Annotated in this window: 18 protein-coding genes; 3 read left to right on the forward strand and 15 right to left on the reverse strand. The window is 63.7% G+C overall.

Annotated features, from left to right (window positions below; translation table 11 throughout):
• Positions 1 to 16: 16 nt before the first annotated feature.
• Positions 17 to 1,078, forward strand: coding sequence for an HlyD family secretion protein (locus HU770_RS06630; protein ID WP_186658795.1), 1,062 nt, complete (start codon positions 17 to 19; stop codon positions 1,076 to 1,078).
• Positions 1,075 to 2,526: an efflux transporter outer membrane subunit gene (locus HU770_RS06635; protein ID WP_186663352.1), complete on the forward strand. Its 1,452-nt coding sequence runs from the start codon at positions 1,075 to 1,077 to the stop codon at positions 2,524 to 2,526. The genes HU770_RS06630 and HU770_RS06635 overlap by 4 nt, the downstream gene beginning before the upstream one ends.
• 28 nt (positions 2,527 to 2,554) lie before the next feature.
• On the opposite strand, the gene HU770_RS06640 is transcribed toward HU770_RS06635, so the two are convergent.
• From HU770_RS06640 to yaaA, 15 genes are all read right to left on the reverse strand, one after another.
• Complete coding sequence (locus tag HU770_RS06640; protein ID WP_186663354.1) at positions 2,555 to 3,379, reverse strand: SDR family oxidoreductase; 825 nt, start codon at positions 3,377 to 3,379, stop codon at positions 2,555 to 2,557.
• Between the two features lie 67 nt (positions 3,380 to 3,446).
• Positions 3,447 to 3,911 carry a hypothetical protein gene (locus tag HU770_RS06645; RefSeq protein WP_033702885.1) on the reverse strand — a complete coding sequence of 155 codons (465 nt, stop codon included), beginning with the start codon at positions 3,909 to 3,911 and terminating at the stop codon, positions 3,447 to 3,449.
• 152 nt (positions 3,912 to 4,063) lie between these two features.
• Positions 4,064 to 5,518: a mannose-1-phosphate guanylyltransferase/mannose-6-phosphate isomerase gene (locus HU770_RS06650; RefSeq protein ID WP_033702884.1), complete on the reverse strand. Its 1,455-nt coding sequence runs from the start codon at positions 5,516 to 5,518 to the stop codon at positions 4,064 to 4,066.
• A 37-nt stretch (positions 5,519 to 5,555) separates the two neighbouring features.
• Positions 5,556 to 6,203 (reverse strand): alginate O-acetyltransferase AlgF, encoded by a 648-nt coding sequence (locus HU770_RS06655; protein WP_033702883.1) that lies wholly within the window; start codon positions 6,201 to 6,203, stop codon positions 5,556 to 5,558.
• A 21-nt stretch (positions 6,204 to 6,224) separates the two neighbouring features.
• A complete protein-coding gene (locus HU770_RS06660) occupies positions 6,225 to 7,382 on the reverse strand; it encodes an alginate O-acetyltransferase (RefSeq protein WP_186658789.1) in 1,158 nt (385 codons plus the stop codon).
• Between the two features lie 11 nt (positions 7,383 to 7,393).
• The gene (locus HU770_RS06665) at positions 7,394 to 8,851 is read right to left on the reverse strand and encodes an MBOAT family protein (RefSeq protein ID WP_033702881.1); all 1,458 of its coding nucleotides are present in this window, start codon (positions 8,849 to 8,851) and stop codon (positions 7,394 to 7,396) included.
• A gap of 196 nt (positions 8,852 to 9,047) precedes the next feature.
• Entirely contained in the window at positions 9,048 to 10,151 is a 1,104-nt protein-coding gene (locus tag HU770_RS06670; RefSeq protein ID WP_186663355.1) for a mannuronate-specific alginate lyase, read from the reverse strand.
• A 7-nt stretch (positions 10,152 to 10,158) separates the two neighbouring features.
• The gene (locus HU770_RS06675; protein ID WP_186658783.1) at positions 10,159 to 11,598 is read right to left on the reverse strand and encodes an alginate O-acetyltransferase; all 1,440 of its coding nucleotides are present in this window, start codon (positions 11,596 to 11,598) and stop codon (positions 10,159 to 10,161) included.
• A 13-nt stretch (positions 11,599 to 11,611) separates the two neighbouring features.
• Positions 11,612 to 13,171 (reverse strand): mannuronan 5-epimerase AlgG, encoded by a 1,560-nt coding sequence (algG, locus tag HU770_RS06680; RefSeq protein ID WP_033702877.1) that lies wholly within the window; start codon positions 13,169 to 13,171, stop codon positions 11,612 to 11,614.
• 22 nt (positions 13,172 to 13,193) lie between these two features.
• Positions 13,194 to 14,672 carry an alginate export family protein gene (locus HU770_RS06685; RefSeq protein WP_186663357.1) on the reverse strand — a complete coding sequence of 493 codons (1,479 nt, stop codon included), beginning with the start codon at positions 14,670 to 14,672 and terminating at the stop codon, positions 13,194 to 13,196.
• Positions 14,669 to 16,096 (reverse strand): alginate biosynthesis TPR repeat lipoprotein AlgK, encoded by a 1,428-nt coding sequence (gene algK, locus HU770_RS06690; RefSeq protein WP_186663359.1) that lies wholly within the window; start codon positions 16,094 to 16,096, stop codon positions 14,669 to 14,671. Before algK ends, HU770_RS06685 begins: the two co-directional genes overlap by 4 nt.
• Positions 16,097 to 16,108: 12 nt before the next feature.
• On the reverse strand, positions 16,109 to 17,275 hold the full coding sequence (locus tag HU770_RS06695; RefSeq protein WP_033702874.1) for an alginate biosynthesis protein Alg44: 1,167 nt from the start codon (positions 17,273 to 17,275) through the stop codon (positions 16,109 to 16,111).
• A 36-nt stretch (positions 17,276 to 17,311) separates the two neighbouring features.
• The gene (locus HU770_RS06700) at positions 17,312 to 18,793 is read right to left on the reverse strand and encodes a glycosyltransferase family 2 protein (protein WP_177326484.1); all 1,482 of its coding nucleotides are present in this window, start codon (positions 18,791 to 18,793) and stop codon (positions 17,312 to 17,314) included.
• 81 nt (positions 18,794 to 18,874) lie between these two features.
• A complete protein-coding gene (locus HU770_RS06705) occupies positions 18,875 to 20,191 on the reverse strand; it encodes a UDP-glucose/GDP-mannose dehydrogenase family protein (protein ID WP_095064190.1) in 1,317 nt (438 codons plus the stop codon).
• A gap of 800 nt (positions 20,192 to 20,991) precedes the next feature.
• Positions 20,992 to 21,771 (reverse strand): peroxide stress protein YaaA, encoded by a 780-nt coding sequence (gene yaaA / locus HU770_RS06710; protein ID WP_033702871.1) that lies wholly within the window; start codon positions 21,769 to 21,771, stop codon positions 20,992 to 20,994.
• A gap of 135 nt (positions 21,772 to 21,906) precedes the next feature.
• On the opposite strand from yaaA, the gene HU770_RS06715 reads away from it, so the two are divergent.
• On the forward strand, positions 21,907 to 23,043 hold the full coding sequence (locus HU770_RS06715) for a polysaccharide deacetylase family protein (RefSeq protein WP_162525110.1): 1,137 nt from the start codon (positions 21,907 to 21,909) through the stop codon (positions 23,041 to 23,043).
• Positions 23,044 to 23,257: the final 214 nt, after the last annotated feature.

Raw genomic sequence — 23,257 nt, forward strand, 5'->3', positions numbered from 1 at the left:
AATTCGAGAACTTGAGATGACCAACAACCGCAAGACAATCATCATCGGCTCGGTGCTCGCCGTGGCCGTGCTGGCCGGCATCGTCGGCCCCTGGATGTTTGGCAGTGACCACCGCCAGCGCACCAACGACGCCTACGTGATCGCCGACTACACCGTGGTCGCGCCCAAAGTCGCAGGCTTTATCAAGGAGGTGCTGGTCGAGGACAACCAGCAGGTCAAGGCCGGCCAGTTGCTGGCGACCATCGATGCCCGCGACTACCAGGCCGCGCTCGACGCTGCCCAGGCGCAATTGCTGGTGGCCAAGGCGCAGAGCGCCGACGCCCGCGCCACGCTGGAGCGCCAGGCGGCACTGATCGCCCAGGCCGAGGCCGCGGTAAAAGCGGCCCAGGCCGAAACCGCCTTCGCCGATCATGAAGTCAACCGCTACAGCCGCCTGGCCGAGCAGGGCGCCGGCACCGTGCAGAACGCGCAGCAAGCGCGCAGTGGGGTCGACCAGGCCCGTGCGCGCCTGGCCAATACCCAGGCGGCCTTGCTGGCGACACGCAAACAGGTGGATATCCTCACCGCCCAGGTGGCCAGTGCCGATGGCCAGCTCAAGCGTGCTGAAGCCGGGCTGGAAAAGGCCCTGCTGGACCTGTCCTACACGCGCATCACCGCACCGGTGGACGGCATGGTCGGTGAGCGTGCCTTGCGCGTGGGCGCCTATGTCAACCCGGGTGCTCGCCTGTTGTCGGTGGTGCCGTTGCAGCAGGCCTATGTGGTCGGCAACTTCCAGGAAACCCAGCTGACCCACGTGCAGCCTGGTCAGCCGGTGAGCATCACGGTCGACACCTTCTCTGGCGAGCAACTCAAGGGCCATGTCGAGAGTATTGCGCCGGCCACCGGGGTCACCTTTGCCGCCGTCAAACCCGACAATGCCACCGGCAACTTCACCAAGGTGGTGCAGCGCATTCCGGTGAAGATCGTCTTCGATGACGGCCAGGCGCTGCTTGCACGGCTGCGCGTGGGCATGTCGGTGGAAGCCACCATCGATACCCGTGGCGACAAGCTCGAGGGCAAAGAGGTGAGCGCGCGATGAAGCCAGCATTACGCTTGAGCCCGTTGTTGCTGGCTGTGCTCATGGCCGGCTGCACCCTGGGGCCGGACTTCCAGCGCCCCGCCAGCCAGGCCCCGCAACAGTGGGCGGCGCTGCAAGGCGAGGCCGCAGCAAGCCAGCCGCAAGCCGAGCCGCTGGAGCTGCGCTGGTGGGAAACCTTTCACGATGCCCGCCTCAGCGCGCTGATCCAGCAGGTCACCGAACGCAACCTGGACCTGCAGATGGCCAGTGCACGCCTGCTGCAAAGCCGCGCCCTGCGCAGTACGGTGGCGGCGGACGAAGTGCCTTCGGTGGATGTGAACGCGGGCTACAGCCGTGCTCGCAACAGCGCCGAAGGCCTGAGCGACCCCTCTGGCCATGCCGGTAAGTCTGCCTTCAACCTGTGGCAGGGTGACCTGGTCGCGGGTTGGGAGCTGGACCTCTGGGGCCGCGTGCGGCGCCAGGTCGAGGCTGCCGATGCGACGGTCGAAGTGGCCGAGAACGACCGCCGTGGCGTGCTGCTGGTGCTGCTGTCGGAAACCGCCGGCAACTACATTCAATTGCGTGCGGTACAGCACACGCTCGATGTCACCCGTGACAACCTGAAGGTGGCGCAGCACAGCTTGAAGCTGTCTGAAAACCGCCAGGCCGAAGGTGTCGCCACCCGCCTCGACGTGGCCCAGGCCAGCGCCCAGGTCGCTTCGATCGAAGCCCGCCTGCCCAGCCTGGAGGCCCGCCGCGACGACCTGATCAACGCCCTCAGCCTGCTCGCGGCCGAACCGCCACGCAGCCTGCAGGCGCAGCTGCTCGAAGGCGGTGAACTGCCCGCGCCGCAACAGCAGTTCGCCATCGGCTTGCCGTCCGAGTTGGCTGAGCGCCGCCCGGACATTCGCCAGGCCGAGGCGCGGTTGCACGCGGCAACCGCCAGCATCGGCGTGGCCAAGGCCGACTTCTACCCGAGCATTCGGCTGTCGGGCAGCATGGGGTTCCAGGCCATGCAGCTGTCCGACTTCGGCGGCTGGGACTCGCGCCGCTTCGCCTTCGGCCCGCAACTGTCGTTGCCGATCTTCGAAGGGGGGCGGCTTAAAGGCACGCTGGAGTTGCGCGAGGCGCAGCAGCAGGAAGCGGCGCTCAACTACCGCAAGGTGGTGCTCGGCGCCTGGCATGAGATCGACGATGTGCTGCGCCTGTACAACGCCAGCCAGTTGCGCCGCGACCACCTGGCCGAGGCGGTGCGGCAGAACCGCATCGCCCTGGAGACTGCCCAGCGCCAGTATGTGGAAGGGGCGGTGGACTTTCTCAATGTGCTGACGGTTCAGGGTGCGTTGCTGGCCAGCGAAGAGCAGTGGATTGACAGCTCGGCAGCGGTTTCCCAGGCCTTGGTGGGGTTGTACAAGGCGCTGGGCGGGGGCTGGCAGGCGTTTGATACTCAGCCGTCGAAAAAGGTGTGACGGTTTCGCTCGCTGTGCTGGCCAAACATCAAAGCGGACGCAGCAACCCGAACCGCTTGCGCAACACCCAGCCCAGCAGCCGCTGCGGCAACAGCCTGGCGATCAGCGGCAACGCTGTGCTGCCATTGCCCAACCTCACCACCGCAGGCACCGCCGTTTTGCGCGTGGCCGCCAGCACCCCTTGGGCAAACACGGCTGCCGGCGTCGGCCGGTCCTGCGACGCCCGGGCGCGTGCCTGGACGTACTCGCGCAGCGGCCACCACGGAGAATCCGCCGCCAGTACCTGCTCGGCCTGGCGCTGGGCATTGCTGGCGAACTGCGAGGCGATCGCCCCCGGTTGCACTTCCATCACCCGAATGCCAAACGGCGCCAGCTCCAGGCGCAGGGCATCGCTCAGGGCGTTGACCGCGGCCTTGGAAGCGCAATAGGCACCGGCGAATGGCGTGACCAGCACCCCGGAAACGCTGCCGATGTTCACCACCAGCCCGCGTGCGCGACGCAGCAGCGGGAACAGCGCGCGGGTCACGCCGACCACGGCGAATACGTTGGTTTCGAATTGCTGGCGCATAGCGTCTACGCCGCCGTCGAGCAGCGGGCCCATGGCGCCGTAGCCGGCGTTGTTGATCAGGATGTCGAGGCCGGCGTGGCGCGCTTGCAGCTCATCGGCCAGTTGCGTCAGGGCATCGCTGTCATTGACGTCCAGTTGCCGGGCGGTGAAGCCGGCAGCGGACAACTGCTCGACGTCCTCAGGCTTGCGGGCGGTGGCCCAGACCTCGTGGCCGGCATCGCGGAAGGCGTTGGCCAGGGCGCGGCCGATGCCGCTGGAACAACCGGTGATCAGGACGGTGGGCATGGGGAGGGCCTTGGGTCTGGGAATTGTGTGTGGCCTGCACCGGCCTCTTCGCGAGGCAGGCAATGCATCAATTGGCAAATGTACCTTGCAGCCGCTCGGCACGAAACTCCAGCGTCTGTGCCCGGTAGCCGGAACGCAGAGGCGGTACCGGCAGGCAATCGTTCCATTCGGCACCCGGTTGCAGCTCACCCGGCCCGCGGTAACGCGGCGCGCTGTAGGTGTTTTCGGCAAGGTTGACGGTATCGCCCGGCGCATACGCGCCCACGCGCCATCGCAGCTCGGTGAGCGGGACTTTGTTGCCGTTTTTCATGTGTACGTGCAGCGCGCGGTCGGCGGGGCACTTGTCAGGGGCGTAGCTCAGGCGCAGGTCCAGGCGTGCCAGTTGCGTGGCTTCGCGGGTGTCTTGCCAGGCGACGAACAGGGCGACCAGGCCCAGGCCACAGACAGCGGCCAGGGATATCGGCAGGGCTTTGGCCGGGTAGCGCAGCAGCAGCACCAGCCAGGTGAGGATGAGGAAGGCACCGATGATCATGGGGCATGCAGACCTTGGTTGCGCGGGGTCTGACCATCGTAGCTTGAAATGGGGGAGGGCTCAAAAGCGGGAGGGCTTTGCCCTCCTTTCGCGACACAAGGCCGCTCCTGCCGGATCGTGTGACCTTTGCAGGTGCGGCCCCGGGGTTTCACTTACTGCGCGATGGTTTTCACCGAAACACCACGCTCGACCGGCGTCGAGGTGCGCCCGTAGACGTCCTCGAAGCGCTCGATATCATCCTCGCCCAGGTAGCTGCCAGACTGCACTTCGATGATCTCCAGTGGGATCTTGCCTGGGTTGCGCAGGCGGTGGATCGAGGCGATCGGGATGTAGGTCGACTGGTTCTCGGTCAGCAGGAACACGTTCTCGTCGCACGTCACTTCGGCAGTGCCGGACACCACGATCCAGTGCTCGGCGCGGTGGTGGTGCATCTGCAGCGACAGGCTGGCGCCCGGCTTGACGGTGATGTGCTTGACCTGGAAGCGGCCGCCCATGTCCACCGAGTCGTACGAGCCCCACGGGCGGTACACTTCCAGGTGGTTCTGGGTCTCGCTGCGGCCCTGCTCGTCCAGGGTCTTGACCATCTGCTTGACGCCTTGGACCTTGTCCTTGTGGGCAATCATCATGGCGTCCTTGGTCTCGACCACGACGATGTTCTCGAGGCCGATCACCGACACCAGCTTGCCATTGCCATGGATCATGCAGTTGCGGCTGTCCTGCACCACCACATCGCCTTTGGTGACGTTGCCGTTGTCGTCCTTGTCGTGCACTTCCCACAGCGACGACCAGCAGCCCACGTCGCTCCAGCCGGCCGACATCGGCACCACGCAGGCACGCTGGGTCTTCTCCATCACCGCATAGTCGATGGAGTTGTCCGGGCAGCAGGCGAAGGTGGCTTCGTCGATGCTCAACACATCGTCTTCTTCCTGGCTGCGTTCCAAGGCCAGCACACAGGTGTCGTAGATGTCGGCGTCGTGCTTTTTCAGCTCTTCGAGGAAACGGCTGGCGCGGAACAGGAACATGCCGCTGTTCCAGAAGTAGCCACCGGCCTTGACGAACTCGGCGGCGCGTTTTTCATCGGGTTTTTCGACGAACTGCGCAACCCGCGCCACGCCTTCTGGCAGCAGTGCGTCCTGGCTGGAGCGGATGTAGCCATAGCCGGTCTCAGGCTTGGTCGCCGGCACGCCGAACAGCACCATCTCGCCACGCTCGGCGGCCACGGTGGCCAGGGCCAGGGCGCGCTGCAGGGCTTTCTGATCGTCGATCACGTGGTCGGCAGGCAGCACCAGCATCAAGTCGTCGCGGCCTTCGCTGACCAGCTTCATCGCGGTCATCGCCACGGCGGGCGCCGTGTTGCGGCCGAACGGCTCCATCAGGATGGCCTGGGTTTCAAGTTTCAGGGCGCCGAGCTGCTCCTGGACGATGAACTTGTGGTCCTTGTTGCAGACCACGATCGGCGCATCCATGCCTTCGAACACCAGGCGCTGGATGGTTTGCTGGAACAGCGTGTGTTCACCGGTCAGGGCCAGGAACTGCTTGGGGAACTGCTTGCGCGACAGAGGCCACAGACGCGAACCGCTACCACCAGAAAGAATTACCGGGATCATGATGTTTCTCCAATAAGGTCGTTAACGAGGCAGGGGATCAGTGGGTGGACACTGGGCGGGTGACCCAGACCGGCGACAGGCTGCTGCCCGAGCCGGTGACGTACAGCACGGCAGCTTCGCCGCGTTCCAGGGCGACGGGTTTGACGTCGCTGACTTTCTTGTCACCTGCATACAGGGCGAGGTTGACCTTGACCGGGTTGATCTCACGCTCGCCACGGCCTTTGGCTGCTACCGGGGTGACCACTTCGGTCTTGCCATCGGCGGTCTTCAGGGTCAGCGACTGGTCGCTGAGGTTCTGTACGCGTACCAGGGCTTTCTGCTTGTTCTTGAACGGTGGCTCTTCGATCAGTTGCGGGTTGCCGCTGCCGCTGTTGACCAGGGTGTAGTACTTGTCCGAGGCCAGCTTGACCGGGACGCTCTTGCCGCCGACCTGGGCGGTGTAGTCGCCACCGGGCAGGAAGCTGAAGTCGCTGCTGGCCTGGGCGCCGACTTGTTTGATCTGGGTGTTGCCGACCGAGGCGGCGGCCGGGGCGCTGGCAGCGTTGTACAGGCGCACGAAGGTCGAGCCTTTCGGCGCGGTCGGGCCATACAGCGCGGCATCAGCGCCGGCGAAGGCCTGCATCGAAGCAAGGGAAAGGCCGGCCGCGAGGGTGAGGGCTTTGGCAATGGAAGTTTTGGTAGTCATGTGCGTGTTCCTCTCTATCGATCAGTGGTTCGTCCGGGTGGACGACAGGGCCAGGTTTTCTTCGGATTTACGGGTGTTCTTCAGCTGCGCGATCCACTGCGGATCAAAGCTGCTGAGGTCGTTTTTCATGGGCAGATAACGTTCGGGGAATTCCCACACCACCACTTGTGGCGCGGCATTTTTGAAAGCATCGCTTTGCAGGTACTTGAGCATCGGCAGCAGCGGGCCATGGCCGTCTTCGGCGTAGTTGGCGACGTCGCTGTGCAGGGCTTGCTGCAGGGCACCGAGGAAGTTCCAGTGCGGGTTGGCGCTGTAGCTGGTGCCTACCAGTGCGACCGGAATCTGGCTGTCGGCGAACAGCGCATCGCCTGCCTCGCCTTCGGTTTCGGCTGGGCGTGTTGTGCGTTGCTGCAGGTTGTCCGGCGCCGGTAACAGGTTGCTGAACAGCGGGTCGAGTGGCAGGAAGTTGGTCAGGTCGCCCTTGTACGGCGCGGTATTGCCGGCTTCGGTGATGAAGGCCTGGGGGTCACCATTGAGCAAGCTCTGGCGGCTGACCGCTTCGGCCAGCGCCTGTGCGGCGACTTCGGCGCCCATCGGCGTCCAGTGGGTGTCGGTGCGCAGGAATACCTGGCCACGGGCCTTGGCCTGCTCCAGGGGCGCCATCAAGTCCGGGGCGAACACGTTGGCCTGGCGGGCCTGGGCATGAAACTGGTTGTACAGGTCGTCATGCAGGCTGGCTGGCAGCTCCTTGCCCACATACTCCGAGTAGACCCGCGCCTTGGCCGGCACGATCGCCAGCACCAGCTGGCTGCCATGCTGCTGCAGGGTGTCGCGCACGCCACGGATCAGCGCCAGGTTTTCCTGCATCAGTTGCTCGGCACCGGCGGTGGGTTTGAACTCTTCATCGCTGAACAGCCATTGGTCGCGGCCCAGCACCACGCCTGGGCGCCCTTCGTTGAACAGCTTGAAGTCCAGTGCCGCCCAGAGGTTGGTGCCCAGGCGCTTGATCGGGAACTGCTCGTCGTAGTGGGTCTCGGCGGCCTTGGCCAGCTTGCCGTTGAGCAAGGTCATCTGCGCGGTGCGCTGGAAGCTGTCCAGGCCGCCAGTGGACCAGGCGCCCATGCCGACCAGCAGGCCGAGGAACGACAGCGAATAGGTAATGCGTAATGTCCGGGTCATGGTCATCAACCTCAGAACTGGAAGTAAAGGAACGGCGAGTAGCTCTGCGCCGAAAGCTTGAGGATCGAGGCCACGAACAGCAGCAGGATCAGGACGCGGGTCATCACCCGGGTCCAGTCCAGGCCAATCGAGCCGTCGGCGTTGATCTGCACCGGGGTCGCCTGCGGCGTCGGCTTGGCATTGCGGTAGAAGTCGCGCAGGCCGAAGTACGCCAAGGTGAGGTAGGCGATGATCAGGGTGGCTACTTGCAACCCGGTGAGCTGGGCGCGGTTGAGCTCCGACAGCTGCCATTCACCAAAGCTGAACATGGCGCCGTACATGCGGCCGGCCACGTGCAGGTTCTCGGCCCGGAAGATCACCCAGCCAACCACCACCAGCAGGAAGGTGAACGCCCACTTGACCGGGTTGAAGCGCTGCGGGTTGGTGTCGAGGCCCAGCGCCCGCTCGATGGCCAGCCACATGCCGTGCCAGGCGCCCCAGATGATGTAGGTGAAGTTGGCGCCGTGCCACAGCCCGCCCAGCAGCATGGTCAGGAACAGGTTGCGGTAGGTATTGAAGGTGCCTTTGCGGTTGCCGCCCAGGGTGATGTACAGGTAGTCGCGCAGCCAGGTCGACAGGCTGATGTGCCAGCGGCGCCAGAACTCGGTGATCGACTGGCTGATGTACGGCTGCTTGAAGTTCTCCATGAAGCGGAAGCCCATCATCAGGCCCAGGCCGATGGCCATGTCGCTGTAGCCGGAGAAGTCGAAGTACAGCTGCGCGGTATAGGCCAGGGCGCCCAGCCAGGCGTCGCCGGTGGTCGGGTTCTGCAGGGCGAAGCAATGGTCGGCGACCACTGCCAGGGTGTCGGCGATGAACACTTTCTTGATGAAGCCCTGCATGAAGCGGGTGCAGCCTTCGGAGAACTTGTCCAGGGTGTGGGTACGGTTGTTGAACTGGTCGACCAGGTCCTTGAAGCGCAGCACGGGGCCGGCGATCAGGTGCGGGAAGATCGCCACGAACGCTGCGAAGTCGATCAGGTTGCGGGTGGCCGGGGTGTCGCCGCGGTACACGTCGATGATGTAGCTGATCGACTCGAAGATGTAGAACGAGATACCGATCGGCAGCAGCACGTGGGTGAGGATGAACGGCTCCAGGCCAAACGAGCTGACGATCGCGTTGAGGCTGTCGACGCCGAAGTTGGCGTACTTGAAATAGCCGAGGATCGCCAGGTCGACGCCCACGCCCAGCAGCAGCCAGCGCTGCGCCGGCTTGGTGCGTACGCCTGCTGCGCCGACTTTAAGGCCGATCCAGTAGTTCCACAGGGTCACGCCGGCGAACAGGGCGAGGAAGTCCACGCGCCACCAGGCATAGAAGATGTAGCTGGCGACCAGCAACAGCAGGTTGCGATAGCGTTGCCCGCTCAAGTAGTACAGGCCGAGGAAGATCGGCAAGAACAGGAACAGGAACACGTTGGACGAGAAGACCATCCCGGTTCTCCTAATTTGTTCACAGCATCCAGGGCAAAGCGCCCCCCAAACCCCCCAGTTCATGACTGGAGAGCAACTCATTTCCTGTGGGAGCGGGCTTGTCCCGCGAAGAGGCCCGAAAGGGCAAAGGCGTTGTCGCTGCTGACGCCTTCGCGGGGCAAGCCCGCTCCCACACAGATCACCCCCGACAGGGGTGTTACTTCTTCGAAGCCGCGCTCGGGTCATAGACCCGGGTCAGGTTGCCGCCCAGCCTGAAGCTGTCGAATGGCTGCATGCCGTGCTTGCGCTCAAGCGTGTCGCCCACGCACTGGTACAGCGCGCACCAGGGCTCGAGCCAGGCGTACTTGCTGTCGACCTTGAGGTCTTTCATGTCCTGTTTTTCACCTGCGCGCTCTGCGAAATGGCGCGGGTCGCGGGCGCCGGCCAGCACGCCTTCGCCCAGGCGCTGCAGGGCGAAGTTGTTCTCGCTGCGCAGGTCCACACCGTTGGCCTTGGCGAAGCTTGCGATCATCGCCAGCGGCGGCAGGGCGTAGTTGTGGTAGGCCAGGGCGCGCTGCTTGCGCTTGACTTCGTTGGGCAAGAAGCCCTGGTCGTCGATCTGGTTGGCGCCGACCTTGTATTCCTTCACGGCCCAGTCGAACAGGTCGCGGCGGTCGGTGGCCACGGCGGTGGCCATCACCGACCAGGCGGCCCAGTAGCTGTGGTTGTTGATCTTCTCCAGCGGCAGGTCGCTCCAGTCACGCACGGTCTGTTCGGCCAGGCGGGCGAACCAGCGCTCGATCTGCTCGGCTTCGGCCTGGTGCGCGGCCAGGGGCTGCGAATTGGAGAACTTCAGGCGCAGCCATGAGCCGCTCATGCTGCCCAGCGCCCATTTGCGCATCGACTTGCCGGTGTGGTTGTAGTCGGTGGACAGCAGCGCATCGGCGCGTGCCCAGGCCCCCAGCCAGGTCAGGGTGCAGTCGAGCTGCGCCGGCCGGCCATCACGCATGTACTGGTTGACCATCTTGGCGACGCCACGCTCAAGCGTGGTGATGTCTTTGGTGGAATCGCGGAAGGCCTGTTCCGAGTCCAGGTTCAGGGTCGCCCGTGCCTTGTCCGAGCCTTCGTACTTGCTGCGAAACTGCAGCGCGCCGGTGTAAGGCTTGGGCGCCGCTTCACAGCGGAACTTACCGTCGCTGGTCTTGAGCTTTTCGATCCCCTCGTAGTAGCCCTGAGGGGGCACCAGCGCGGCATGCGCGGCGCCGCCGACCAGGGCCAGGGCGAGCAGGGCGGGGCTGAAGATGTGCTTGAACGTGGTCATGGTCGCCTCACTGGCCGGCTTGCGCGGTGTGCGCAGGCACGGCGAAGTTGTTGCGTTTGCAGAGTTTGGCCTCGACCTTCTGGGTGCCGTTTTCCGGCCCCTGGACCTCGAAGGCCAGCAGGTTCTGGTTGGCCCAGTCCTCGTCCTCGCGCATCTGGAAGACGAAGCGGCCGTCGGTGTCGGAGGTTTCCGGCTTCTCCAGCTTGATGTCCTCGTGGCGGCCATTGAGGTACCAGAGGGTCGCTTGCAGCACCTTGACCGAAGGGTCTTCGAACTTGACGTCCATCTGCAGGTTGCGGTTGATCAGGTCTTTGATCACGCCGCCCTTGCCGTTGACCATCAGCTCGTTCTTGCCAGGCTTGAGTGTGCTGCTGGCGCTCATCAGGGCCGGGCGCGCGTCGCAACCGTCGTCGAGCAGGCCGAGGATCTGCCGCCAGATGGTTTCCTGGTCCAGGCGATACAGCGGCGAGAATTCCCAGATGAGGATCTTCGGTGGGTTGTTCTGGAATTCCTCGCTGCCCAGGTACTGGATCATCGAACCTTCCAGGCCACCGCCAGGGAAGGCGACGTTGAGCACGTCGGCGCCGATGTACTGCTCGAGGAAGCCCGAGAAGTTGTAGTTCTTGCCGCTGTGGCTGGTACCGACCAGGGTAATCTGCGCATTGCCGCCGTCGCCGAACAGGTCGTCGCCGCCGCTGGCGCCTTTCGGCTCGGTGGCGAACTGGTCCATGTACTGCACGGCGTAGCTGGTGCCGCAGAGCTGGCCGGCGACGTTGTGCAGGGTGCCGGTCTTGCCCATGCGGCCAGATTTGTGGGTTTCGAATTCCTTGCGCGGGATGCCTTCGAAAGCCGGCATGTGGTGCACGGTATCGGCCACGATCTTGGCGGCGCGCTCGGCGCCATATGGCGTCCAGTGCTGGTCGCCGCGGAAGTAGAAGTCCTTGCCCTGGTCGGCGGCGGCCAGTTGCTCGTTGGTCAGCGGCGACAGGTCGGGGACGTTGTAGCCCATGCCGGCGAAGCGCTTGAGCATGGCTTGGTAGTTGCTCAGGGCCTTCTGGTAGTCGAAGGCGGCCTTTTCTTCGGGCTTGAGCATGTTGCGGTTCACCAGGCCACGGGTCGGCTGGTAGACCACGACCAGTTCCACGCCACGTTTCTTGAACGCGTCGTGCACCTGCTGCAGGCGTTTGTAGCCGGCGGGCGTGGTGGTGAACTCGGTGCGCAGGTCTTCGCGGGTACGGAACAGCCAGTCGCCCTGGGCCTGCACCAGCGTGGTGAAGTTCTGCTGGTAGCGGGTGGTGTAGCGGCTGGCGTCGTGCGCCTCGGGGCACAGCTGGCAGCAGGGTTCGGCGCTGAACGTCGGGGCTTTCACCTCGTCGGCGCGCACGCCCTGGCTGATCGCCAGGAGGGCGGCGGACAGGCCCAGCAGTTTCATCAGGTGTGGAGTCATGGTCTGGGCTTCCTTAATCGATCATTTCGGTCTGGCGTTCGACCGGGTCGATCAGCACAGCCTTTTGCTGGCGCACCAGCAGGTCGAGGATTTCGTCCTGGCGCTCGCCGAGGATGCCGTTGAGGCTGATGCCGTTGGCCTTGCGCGGCGCGAGCATGGAAACCTTGTACAGCTCGACCGACAGCGGCGAGTCGATCGACAGCGGCCCGGAGCCGTTGGCCGCCAGCTCACCGCCGACCACGATCAGCGACACCTTGGTGTCGAACGGGTCGAGGGCGATGTCGCGGTCGGTGTCGGAGAGGTCCTTGATGTGCCCGTACACACCGACCAGGCCGTTGGCCATGGCAACGTTTTCGTACAGGCGGATGTTCACGCTGTTGCGAACGCGGATGCCGTGGCGGCGGTTGTTGATCAGCTTGTTGCCCCAGATCAGGTTGTCGCCGCTTTCGTACAAGGTGATGCCGTCGGTGTGGTTGCGGTAGATCTCGTTGTAGGCGATCAGGTTGTTGACGCTGTTTCGGTCGATCACCACGCCCGAGAGCTTGTTGTCGTAGCTCTTGTTGTTGATGATCCAGCTGTCGTTGACCTCACGCGAGACGATGATGCCGTGCTTCTTCTTGGTGCCGTACACGGTGTTGCCGGCGATGATCAGGCGGTGCGAACGGTCGTGCGGGTCGATGCCGTAGACGATGTTGTCGCGGTAGGTGTTGTCCTTGACCACAAAGTCCTGGGTCTCGTAGCAGTAGAAGCCGTACCACATGTCGCTGAACTCCGAGCCGATGATCCAGCCGGTAGGTTCGGCGCGGCCCATCTGCTTGGACATGTTCGGCGTGTACTGCGAGATGCTCACACCGTAGGACTTGGACTTGGCGTAGCCGAAGCTGGCCATTTTGGTATTGACGATGTAGGTCTCGGTACCGCCCCACGACAACAGGAACGGGCGGAACTCCTTGGGCGAGCGGAAAGTGGCCGGGCCGTTGTCCTTCTCGCGCCAGCCGGTGACCTGGGTGTCGGTGACGAACAGCTTGCCGTCGTTGACCAGGAACGCGCCGCCTTCCTGGGAAAGGCGCAGTTGCTTGACCTTGCCGTCGATCTCTAGGATGCCCTTGTGCCCCACCACGATCGGCAGGCGCGACAGGTACACGCCCGGCTCGACTTCGCGCAGGTACTGCTTGGGTACCTGCTTGCTCAACTCGACCAGGTCGACATGGCCGTCGTCGACGAAAATCGCCTGCGGGATGCCATGCTGACGCTGCACCCACTCGGCGGCCTTGTTGTCACCGCCGATGAATTCCTTGAGCGACACTTCTTGCAGCATGCGGCGCACGCTGACCTTGCCTTTGTGGCTGCGGTCGATCTTTTTCTGCACGGCCTCGGCGGTGAAGCCGGTGAGGTCGGGCAGCTTGGGCGGGTCCATGTGCAGCGGTTCGACCGGTGCGGCAGAGATGGTGTAGGTCTTGGCCTGCTGCAGTTCCTTGGCGACTGCCGTGGGTTCTGCGGCGACGGCAAGGCCTGAGGCCAGCAGCAAGGCGCTGGCCAACAGGCTGTGACGTAGGTGCGGGTGAAGGGTCATGGCAACAAATCCTCTACCGGCCTCAGAAGCGCCAGATCACGTCGACGAAGGCACGGTGCATGTACGAGTCCGCTTCCTTGCCATAGGCATCGCCCGGCTTGAATACACCGGCACGCAAGCGCACCAGGGCGGACGGTTCGTCGATGGCCTGGCTCATCGAAGCGGGCAGCAGGCCCTGCTTGAAGTACTTGGTCACGACCACGTCCATTTCCTGGCCGAGGTCTTTCTCGCCGTTGACCAGCGGGCGGCTGACGCCGTTGTCGTTGACCGCAGCATTGATGCCGCTGGAGCCAATGTTCTGCTGGCCATCGACGCGCCAGAACTTGTGGTAGATGAAGCTGGCGTCGTAGTCATCGCGCAGCTGCCAGGAGGCAAACAAAGTGGCTGCCTGCAGGTTGCCCAGCTCGCCGCGGAAGGCTTCGCCGAAGCGGTGCACGCGCGAGCGGGTACCGGTGAAGTTGGAGCGGTTGCTCTCAAGGCCGGTCTGCTCGAAGTTGTTCGAACCGTCGTCGCCACCGCCGCCGCTGCCACGGGCATAGGCCGCGCCGACTTGCCAGTTGGGGTCCAGGCGCAGGCGGATGCCGAGGTCGGTGGCCCAGGCGTTGACGTCGCCGCTCTGCTTGCCGGTAGCCACCTGCTCGTCGCCTACGGCCTGGCTGCTCAGGGTGTCGCGATCACCGGTCAGCCAGGTCAGGCTGCCCCAGTAGTTGACGGTGTGATCGTTGCGCCAGTTGTAGGCGTCGCTGTTGGCCTCCAGGCCCAGCCAGGTGAGGTCGCCGGTGCGGGTCTTGTCCAGCGCATCGACCGTCTCGCCGGGGTCTTTCAGGCTGCCGCTGTCGTGGGTGTGGTGGGCGCGTACGCCAACCCAATGGCCAGGCGTCCACTGCGTGGCGACGTTGCCATAGATGTGCGTGCGGTCCTTGTCTTCCGGGGCCAGCTCGGTGAGGTCGGTGCGGTACTCGCTGAAGCGCTGGGCCACGCCCAGGTCAGCCTTGAGCAAGGTGGTGTCGAAGGACCAGTTCAGCGCTTCGATGTTGGTGTCGCGCCACATGCCGTCGTCGCTGCGCAGGCGCTGGCGGCCGAAGCGCAGCTGCTCGCCCGGGTAGGCGGTGAGGCCGCTGTAGCCGACCCAGAACTCGCGCATGGCCAGGTAGTTTTTGTCTGGCTTGCGGCTGTCGTCGCCGGTGTCGGTGGTGGTGCCGTCATCGTTCTGGCGCAGGGTGTCGGTTTCGATGGTGTCGGTGGCGGCAACCGCCTGGCCCATGGCATAGGCGCTCCAGTTGCCACGCTCGCCGTACACCCATGGGCGCAGGTCGAGGCCCAGGCCGTTGACGTCGCCGCCAGGGCGGGTGCCCAGGTCGCGGTCATCTTCCGATTGACCGGTGATTTTCACGTCCAGGCCGAAGTTTTTCTCGGCGGTCATGTCGGCCAGGGTCGGGCAGGACCACAGCAGGGCGAAGCTCAGGCCAATGCCGGCTTTCACGAAGGGATTGAGCGTCATAGCGAGTCCTCACCGTCTACTTCTTTTTCGTCGTCTTGCAAGGCTTCGAGGGCCAGGGTGCTGTTGGCGCCTTGGCTCATGCTGCCGCGTGCCTGCTTCTCCTGCGCCAGCAGGCGTTGGGCCTGGCTGCGCTGGTCAGGCGAGAGTTGCTGGTCGAGTTGCTGCAGCAGCTCGCTGGACTGTGGCGTCGGGTTTAGCTGCGACAGCTGGGCGAATACCCAGGCGTTGGTCGGCTCGCTGCGGATGCCATGGCCTTCGCTGAACAGCTGGGCCAAGGCATAGTCGGCGCTGTTCTGGCCGCCACGGGCGGCGGTCAGCAGGTGGTCGACGGCTTTCTGCGGCTCGACATTGCCCAGGTAGCCGCGGCGGTACAGCTGGCCCAGGTAGTAATGGGCGCTGATTTCGCCAGCGTCGGCGGCGGCCTGCAGGTGCTGTTCGGCCTTTGCAGCATCGGCCGGCAGTGTCTTGCCTTCGTAGTAGAGGCGGCCCAGCAACAGTTCGGCGCGCGGCTGTTCGGCTTCGCGGCCTTTGTCGATGTAGGCCATGAGCTGGTCGGTATCGCCCAGTTCGGGGAAGTCGTAGACCAGTTGCGCCAGGCTGACCCACGAGGCCGGGTTGGCCGGGGCCACATGTTCGAGCAGGTCCTTGGCGGTCTTTTCGTCGGTCTGGCCGAGGCTGCGGTCGGCCAGCACGCGGGCGACGCTGTCGACCCGGGTGGCCGGGACGGCGCCACGGGCATAGGCGGACTTCAGCTGGCCCAGCAGTGCGGCTTGCTGGTCGGCCTGGCCGCGCTTCTGGTACACGGTGGCCAGTTCGACGTAGCAGATGTCGGTGGTGTTCAGGGCGGCCTTGCAGATCCGCTCGACCTCGCCCAGGTGCTGGTCGTAGGTGCCCTGGGTGCGATACAGCAGCACCTGGGCCAGGCCCGCCTCGGGGTTGCCGGCCGCGCGCCACTGGTCGATCTGCTGCTGCGCGTTGACGTTGGGGAAGCTCTGCGGGTATTGCAGGTAAAGCATCACCAGCGGGATCAGGGTGTTGCTTTCACCCTGTTGGGCGGCGTGCTTGAGCAGGCTTTCGGCCTCTTCGCGTTCTGCCTGGGTGCTGTCGGGCTTGGCCACCAGCAGGCGGCCAAGGCGCGCCTGGGCCCGTGGCGAGGTGGCGGCCGCAGCGCGGTAGGTGGCCTCGGCTTGCTGGATTTGCGCCGGGTCACGGGTGGCCACCTTGATGTCGGCCAGGCCCACTTGCGCGTCGCTGTAGCCCAGGTCGGCCAGGGCCTTGTAGTTGCGTTCAGCCAGGGCGGTGTCGCCGCGCTTGAGGGCTTCGTTGGCCAGACGCTGGTCGGGCAGGCCGGCACAGCCGGCCAGGGCGATGGCCGTGGCCAGGGCACAGAGGCCCAGGCTTGCGCTTTTCTTATGGGGAATCATCGCTGGATCCTCTTACAGCCCACGGGCCGCGGCTTTGTCGATCAGCCAGTTGAGCGACGGGCCACGGTCGCTGCTGACCGAGGCCGGGCGCCCGGCCAGTTCGGCCGGCAGGCCGCTGTCAGGCTTGATTTGCACGCGGATGTCGGCGGCCAGGTTCTCGTTGTCGAGGCTGGCGCTGCTGACGATCTGGCCAGTGCGCACTTCGTCTTCGCCGGCCACCTGGAAGTTGACCCGGGTACCTGGCTTGACCTCGTCGAACTGGCGGTAGCTGAAGCGGGCCTCGACCATCGGGTTGCTGGTGCGAGGGATCAACTGGAAGATCGGCTGGCCCTTGGCGGCGTACTGGCCGTCGTCCACCAGTTGCCGGGCAACCACGCAATCGCAGGGGCTGGTGAGGGTGCCGGAGAGTTGCTTGCCGAACAGCTCCTCGACCTTGGCCGGCTCCAGTTGCGAGTCGTCCAGGTGGCCCTTGAGCATGTCCAGCATGCTGGTGCTGAAGCTTGCCAGCGGCGCGCCCTTGACCACCAGGCCACCGCTTTCGACCAGGCTGTTCACGGTGCCGTCGCGGGGCATGGTGACGCTGGTGGTGGGCACCGCGACCACGCCGGCTTCGGCGTGGCTGACGAAGTACATGCCGTACAGCGACTTGGCCACGAAGCCGAAGGCGGCCACACCGACCACGAACACACCCAGGGTCACGCCGACCGCCTTGAGGCGGCCGAAAGCGGTCAGGCCGCTGCCGCCATCCTTCTGTTTGCGCGCCTTGGTGAAGTTGTCGCGCTGCAGCGTGCTGAGCACATCGCCGATGCTGATCAGTTCGCCCGACAGATGGCTGGTGATGATGTGGCGCAGGGTGGCGATGTCGCGCGGTTCGAGGTTCTGGAACTGCGCGCCGGTACGGCCATTGCTCGGGTTGAAGGAGCGCACCTGGAACTCGATGTCGATCGACAGGCCCAGGTTGTCGACCACGAACTGCAGACGCCCGCGCAGCACATCGCCCACCGACAGTGGCTGTTTGCTGTGGAAGCTCAGGCCACCGGCGGACAGGTCATCGACCTTCACTTCGTGGGTTTGGCGCTGGGTATCCAGGAAGCGCAGCTTGGCTGGAATGCGCACCCGGGCGTGTTGGCGCTGGGCTTCGGACTCATGCACGACGTTGACGTTCACGGCGGTATTCATGGTGGTTTGTTCCTGTTAGATCCGATCCGGTTGGGCTCACACGACCATGAACAGCACAGCAACGAAGATGCTGGCCGCCGAGAAGGTCATGGTCCGCGAGGACCAGGTGTTGAACCATTGTTGAAAGCTGGCGAGGTCACGCTTGAGGGCAGTGGGCTGGCGGGTCCAGGACTGCTTGTCGAGGCGGAAGAACACGTAGATCTTCATCATCGCGCCGACGATCTGGTTGTAATAAAGAATCAGCGGATAGGCCGGCCCGACCTTGTGCCCCGAGCACAGCAGCATCACGGTCAGGATCAGGCGGGTGATGCCGATCCACAGCAGGTACACCAGCAAGAAGCCGAGGCCGAACTTGAGGCTGGCGATCACCGCCACGGTCAGGCCCAGGAGGCTGGTCCACATCGACACGCGCTGGTCGAACAGGACGATGCTGGTGAACAGCCCCAGGCGCTGCAGGCCCAGGCCCAGCGCGCGCGAGTTCTGCCGCAGGTTGTTGCCGTACCAGCGGTACATCAGCTTGCGGCTGGCCTTGAGGAAGCTTTTTTCCGGCGGGTGCTCGACCGTGTTGATCGCGGCATCCGGCACGTAGAAGGTGTCGTAGCCAAGGCGCATCAGGCTGAACCAGCTGGACTTGTCATCACCGGTGAGGAACTTGAAGCGGCCCAGGCGCCAGTGCATCAGCGAGTCGCTTTCGACGTCGGCGATGAACTCGGGGTTGGTCACCACGCTTGCGCGGAACATCGACATGCGCCCGGTCATGGTCAGCACGCGCTTGGACAGGGCCATCGAGCACATGTTGATGTGGCGCTGGGCGAAGCGCAGCTTGTGCCACTCGCTCATGATGTAGCCGCCGCGCACTTCGCAGAATTCGTTGGTGGTCAGGCCACCGACATTGGGGTAGAGCTTGAACCAGGGCACGGTCTTGCACACCACGCCATCGGCCAGCACGGTGTCGCCATCGATCACGGCCACCACGGCGTTTTCGTCCGGGAGCATCCGCGAGATGGCGCGAAAACCATAGGCCAGGCCGTCACGCTTGCCGGTGCCGGCGATGCGCACGATGTCCAGCTTGACGTGCTCTGGCGGGTTGTATTTGGCCCATAGGCTTTTCACCAGCAGTTCGTCCGACATCTCCACCAGCGAGCAGACCACGGTGGTGGGGAAGCCGCAGTTGATGGCTTCGCGGATCACCGAGCTGTACACCTGTGCGGTGGTCAGCGCATCGATACGAAAACTGGTGACCATCAGGTACACATGGGACGGGTCCGCGGCCTTGCCCAGTTTCTGCACCTTGCGGCGCAGGTACGGGTAGACGGCGTAGAGGAAGATCATGCCGCGGATGAAATGGGTGGCGCCCATGGAGTAGCGCCAGATGCCGACTGCGCCGACCAGGAAGATGAAGTGCTTCGACTGCGAGTCGAAGATATCGGCGGGCAGGGCCAGGGCGATCAGCATGAGCAGGCTCATGTAGAGCAGCCATCCGGCGCACTGCAACAGCACTGTCTGGAGCCTTTGCATGTTCAGCATCCGTCGCGAAATCAGGGAAGGAAGGGCAGCGCTTGGTGGGTAAGGAGTACCCGCGCTGCCCGGCCAGGGGTGTTACCAGCAGATGCCTTCGGTACGGCTGGTGCTGCAGGTGGCGTTGTTCATGAAGCCGACCAGGTCAATCACCTGCTTGCCAGCGGGTGCCTGCTGGGCCAGGGCGCGGAACTGCTCGTCACGGTTGCCCAGGACGATGATGTCGGCGTTGTCGATGACCTGCTGGAAGTCGGCGTTGAGCAGCTTTGATACGTGGGGGATCTTCGACTCGATGTAGTCTTTGTTGGCGCCGTGGACACGGGCGTACTGGACGTTCTCGTCGTAGATGTCCAACTGGTAGCCCTTGCCGATCAGGCGCTCGGCCAGCTCCACCAGCGGGCTTTCGCGCAGGTCGTCGGTGCCGGCCTTGAAGCTCAGGCCGAGCAGGGCGACCTTGCGCTTGTCGTGGGCTTCGATCAGCTCGAAGGCGTTTTGCACTTGCGACTCGTTGCTGAGCATCAGCGAATCGAGCAGTGGCGCTCGCACGTCGAGGCTGGCGGCGCGGTAGGTGAGGGCGCGTACGTCCTTGGGCAGGCACGAGCCGCCGAAGGCAAAGCCTGGGCGCATGTAGTACTGGGACAGGTTCAGCACCTTGTCCTGGCAGACCACGTCCATCACGTCGCGGCCATCGACACCTACGGCCTTGGCGATGTTGCCGATTTCGTTGGCGAAGGTGACCTTGGTGGCGTGCCACACGTTGCAGGTGTACTTGATCATCTCGGCCACTTCGATCGGCTTGCGGATGATCGGTGCGTCGAGCTCTTCGTACAGGCTTTGCAGTACGTCGCCGCTGGCGCTGTCCAGTTCGCCGATGACGGTCATCGGTGGCTGGTCGTAGTCTTTGATCGCGGTGCTCTCGCGGAGGAACTCAGGGTTTACCGCAACGCCGAAGTCGACCCCGGCTTTTTTGCCCGAGCAATCTTCCAGAATCGGGATCACCACGTTCTTGACGGTACCTGGCAGCACGGTGCTGCGTACCACGATGGTGTGGCGGCGGGTTGTGTCGCGCAGTACGTAGCCGATTTCGCGGCACACCGATTCGATGTACTCAAGGCCCAGGTCGCCGTTCTTCTTGCTCGGCGTACCGACGCAGATCATCGACACATCGCTGGCGCGGATGGCCTCGGCGAAGTCGGTGGTGCCGCGCAGGCGGCCATTGGCGATGCCTTGTTGCAGCAGTGCTTCCAGGCCAGGTTCGACGATGGGCGACTTGCCCTGGTTGATCAGGTCGATCTTGGTGCTGGACACGTCCACGCCAATCACTTCATGGCCTCGCGCCGTCAGGCAGCCTGCACAGACCGCACCTACATAACCCAAACCAAAGATGCTGATACGCATCGCTATCACCTCATGTGTGTTTATCACGCCAGCTCTTCAGGAAGAGCCGGGCCAGGTTGATCAACATCAGTTTCCGGGCGCACGGGTCCATGGCGAATGCACACTTCGCCGAGCGCAGGCAAAATTAATCCGGAGCGCGAAAAGTTATGCGCTCAAACTTGGCAGTCAAAAGCCATTATTAAAAAACGTGCCTTGGTCTTCAGCCGTCTTTATTGCAATGCGCTACTTGGCGCACTGCTGTGCTTGTTCTTTCAAGTGGATAAATCCTTTGAAATCAACCACTAGGACGAATTGTAAGGGCGCGTCTCTCCTGCTTGGACAGGGCTGTCGGGGGGAGCCCGTTATTCCTGTCGAAGTTGCCGGGGCCGGTAGTGGATACCTGCCGTTGTCATCTGTAAGTCATTTCTCACAGCCCGTAGGCAGGAAAATCGTTACGGCACTATGAGCGATTGGGCGTAGCAGAAGTTCCTGGGTGGATTCTGCACCGATGAAAGATTTCTAAATAATTCTTCAGTGGCAAATAGTTTCATTCTGATAGCACCGGGCAGTTTCGTCCCGGTATATAAAGGGCGAGACTGAGGGGGGATGTTTTTATGCCAGTATCGAAAAATATTTTTCAAAATTCGTCAGAAAAGGTACGAACGGTCTTATGGCGTTTGGCGATAAAGGTGGGTTCGTTGGTTTTTTGGCGTCATAAACATGGCTTGGTGGCGATATGAAGCCTGCCCTGTTGCAGGGCTGGGGAGGGGTGTTGCAGGTGGCCTCGTCGCGAACAAGCCCGCGAAGAGGCCCTCATCAAATCACTCGGCAGGGTGGTCGCGCAGGAACACCAGGTGATCAGGCTTGGACTGCTCGGCACTGTAGTAGTAGCCCTGCACATCAAACGCTTTGAGCTGCTCCGGGTCGTTGATGCGCTGCTCGATCACGAAGCGGCTCATCATGCCCCGGGCTTTCTTGGCATAGAAACTGATGATCTTGTACTGGCCGTTCTTGAAGTCCTTGAAGTCGACGTTGATCACCCGCGCCTTCAAAGCGCTGCGTTTCACCGCACTGAAGTACTCGTTGCTGGCCAGGTTCAGCAACACGTCGTCACCCTGGTCGGCCAGGGCCTGGTTCAGCCATTCGCTGATGCGCGTGCCCCAGAAGGCATACAGGTCCTTGCCGCGGGCGTTGGCCAGCTTGGTGCCCATTTCCAGCCGATAAGGCTGCATCAGGTCGAGCGGGCGTAACAGGCCATACAGGCCAGAGAGCATGCGCAGGTGGCCCTGGGCATAGCTGAAGTCATCTTCGCCAAGGCTTTGCGCATCGAGGCCGGTGTACACATCGCCTTTGAACGCCAGCAGCGCCTGCTTGGCGTTGGCCGGGGTGAAGTCAGGGGTCCAACTGCCGAAGCGGGCGGCATTGAGGCCGGCGAGCTTGTCGGACAGGTGCATCAGTTCGCTGATCTGGGCGGGCGACAGCTCGCGCAGTTGCACGATCAGTTCCTGGGAGTCGTCCAGGTACTGGGGCAGGGTGAAACGTTCGGTCACCGGCGGGGTGTCGTAATCGAGGGTCTTGGCGGGGGAAATCACCGTCAGCATCGGGTCGGCTCCTGGAATCGTTGGCGCGATTCTACGGGCTGGGGCAGGCAAGTCCAAACTATGCCGACGATAGTCACAGACCATCGGCATGCCAGGCGCTATAGTGCGCGTTTTGCTGTTGCGGAGCTTCCCACCGTGCGCATTGCATCGGCCCTGCTGGCCGCGCTGTTGAGCCTGGCCGTGCAGGCCGCCCCTTCGCCCCAGGTGAGCCTGGACCGCAGCCTGTGGCCCGAGCAGCTGGACAGCCCGGCGCTGTTCGATGTCGCGTCGCGCGCGGAGATCCTGTCGTTCGCCCAGGTGCTGCACGAGAGCGAGCTGCTCGATGATGGCGCACTGGCGGCGCGGTTGGGCCTGCGGCAGGTCAACCTGCAGAAGGTGCGCCTGGTGCGGGCGCGCATGTGGCAGCGCTTGTGGCAGGGTTATCAACAGGCCCAGCGCAGCTGCGCGCAAGATGCCTCGTTCTGCTACCCGGTTACTTCGATGGCAGAATTGCGCACCCAGGCGGCCACGTTTGCCGCTGATGTCGGCACGTTCTACACCGGTTGGGTCGAGCCTAGCCACCAGTTCCATGTCCGTTACCTGGACGAGCAGCTGCGCAAGGCAGCGCTGCTGGGGCAAACCAGCAGCGAGGTCGAGCGCCTGTCCAGCCGTGAACGCAATGGCGATGAGCTCAACGATCGCATGTTCTTGCTGACCTTCGTCGGCGGCCCCGGCCCTGATGGGGGTAATACCGACACGCTCGCCGCCTACCTGCGCAGGCAGAAGCTCGAGGGCACGTTCTTTGTGCTTGGCAACCGCCTGCAGCAGCGCCGCGATGCCGGTGCGGCGAATGCACTGCGCCAGCTCTATCGTGGGCAATGCGTAGGTATCCAGGGGTGGGAATATCGCTCCCATGCGCAGTGGACGGCTTGGCAGGACTCGCTGCGGCGCAGCCAGGCACGGGTGCAGGCTGACCTGCCCGAGCAGTACGTGCCGCTGTTCCGCCCGCCTTATGGCCAGCGTCGGGCCGATGGCGAAGCCTTCATGGCCAGCCAGCAGTTGCGCGTGTCGTTATGGGATATCGATGCCCAGGATGATGGCGCGCTGAGCGCGGAGGCCTCGGCGCAACGGGTGCTGACCTTGATGCTGCTGTGGCGCAAGGGCGTGATCCAGTTCCATGACAGCCTGCCCAAGGCCCAGCCGGCGGTGCAATGGTTGCTGCAAAATACCGCGCAGAGCGGCATCGGTTGGGAGGATTGCCACGCCTACGGCCAGGCTCGACAGGGGGACTAATATTTGACTGTAGACCCGCCTTGCCCCCTCGCCAACCCCTGATTGCCATTCGGAAAAATAAACTTCACCGACACGTAAAAAAACTTTTTCTAGTCATGGTTTATGCGGTATGAAGAAACCAGACAGCCGATCCCTGCAGCACAGGTGGCGTCATCCACCGTGTCAGGTTCGCTTCCCGCCCGTAGCAACGCGGATACGGGAAGACCGGCAGTCA

The organism is Pseudomonas sp. SWRI68, from assembly GCF_014269165.1.
In the GTDB taxonomy this organism is placed as follows: domain Bacteria; phylum Pseudomonadota; class Gammaproteobacteria; order Pseudomonadales; family Pseudomonadaceae; genus Aquipseudomonas; species Aquipseudomonas capeferrum.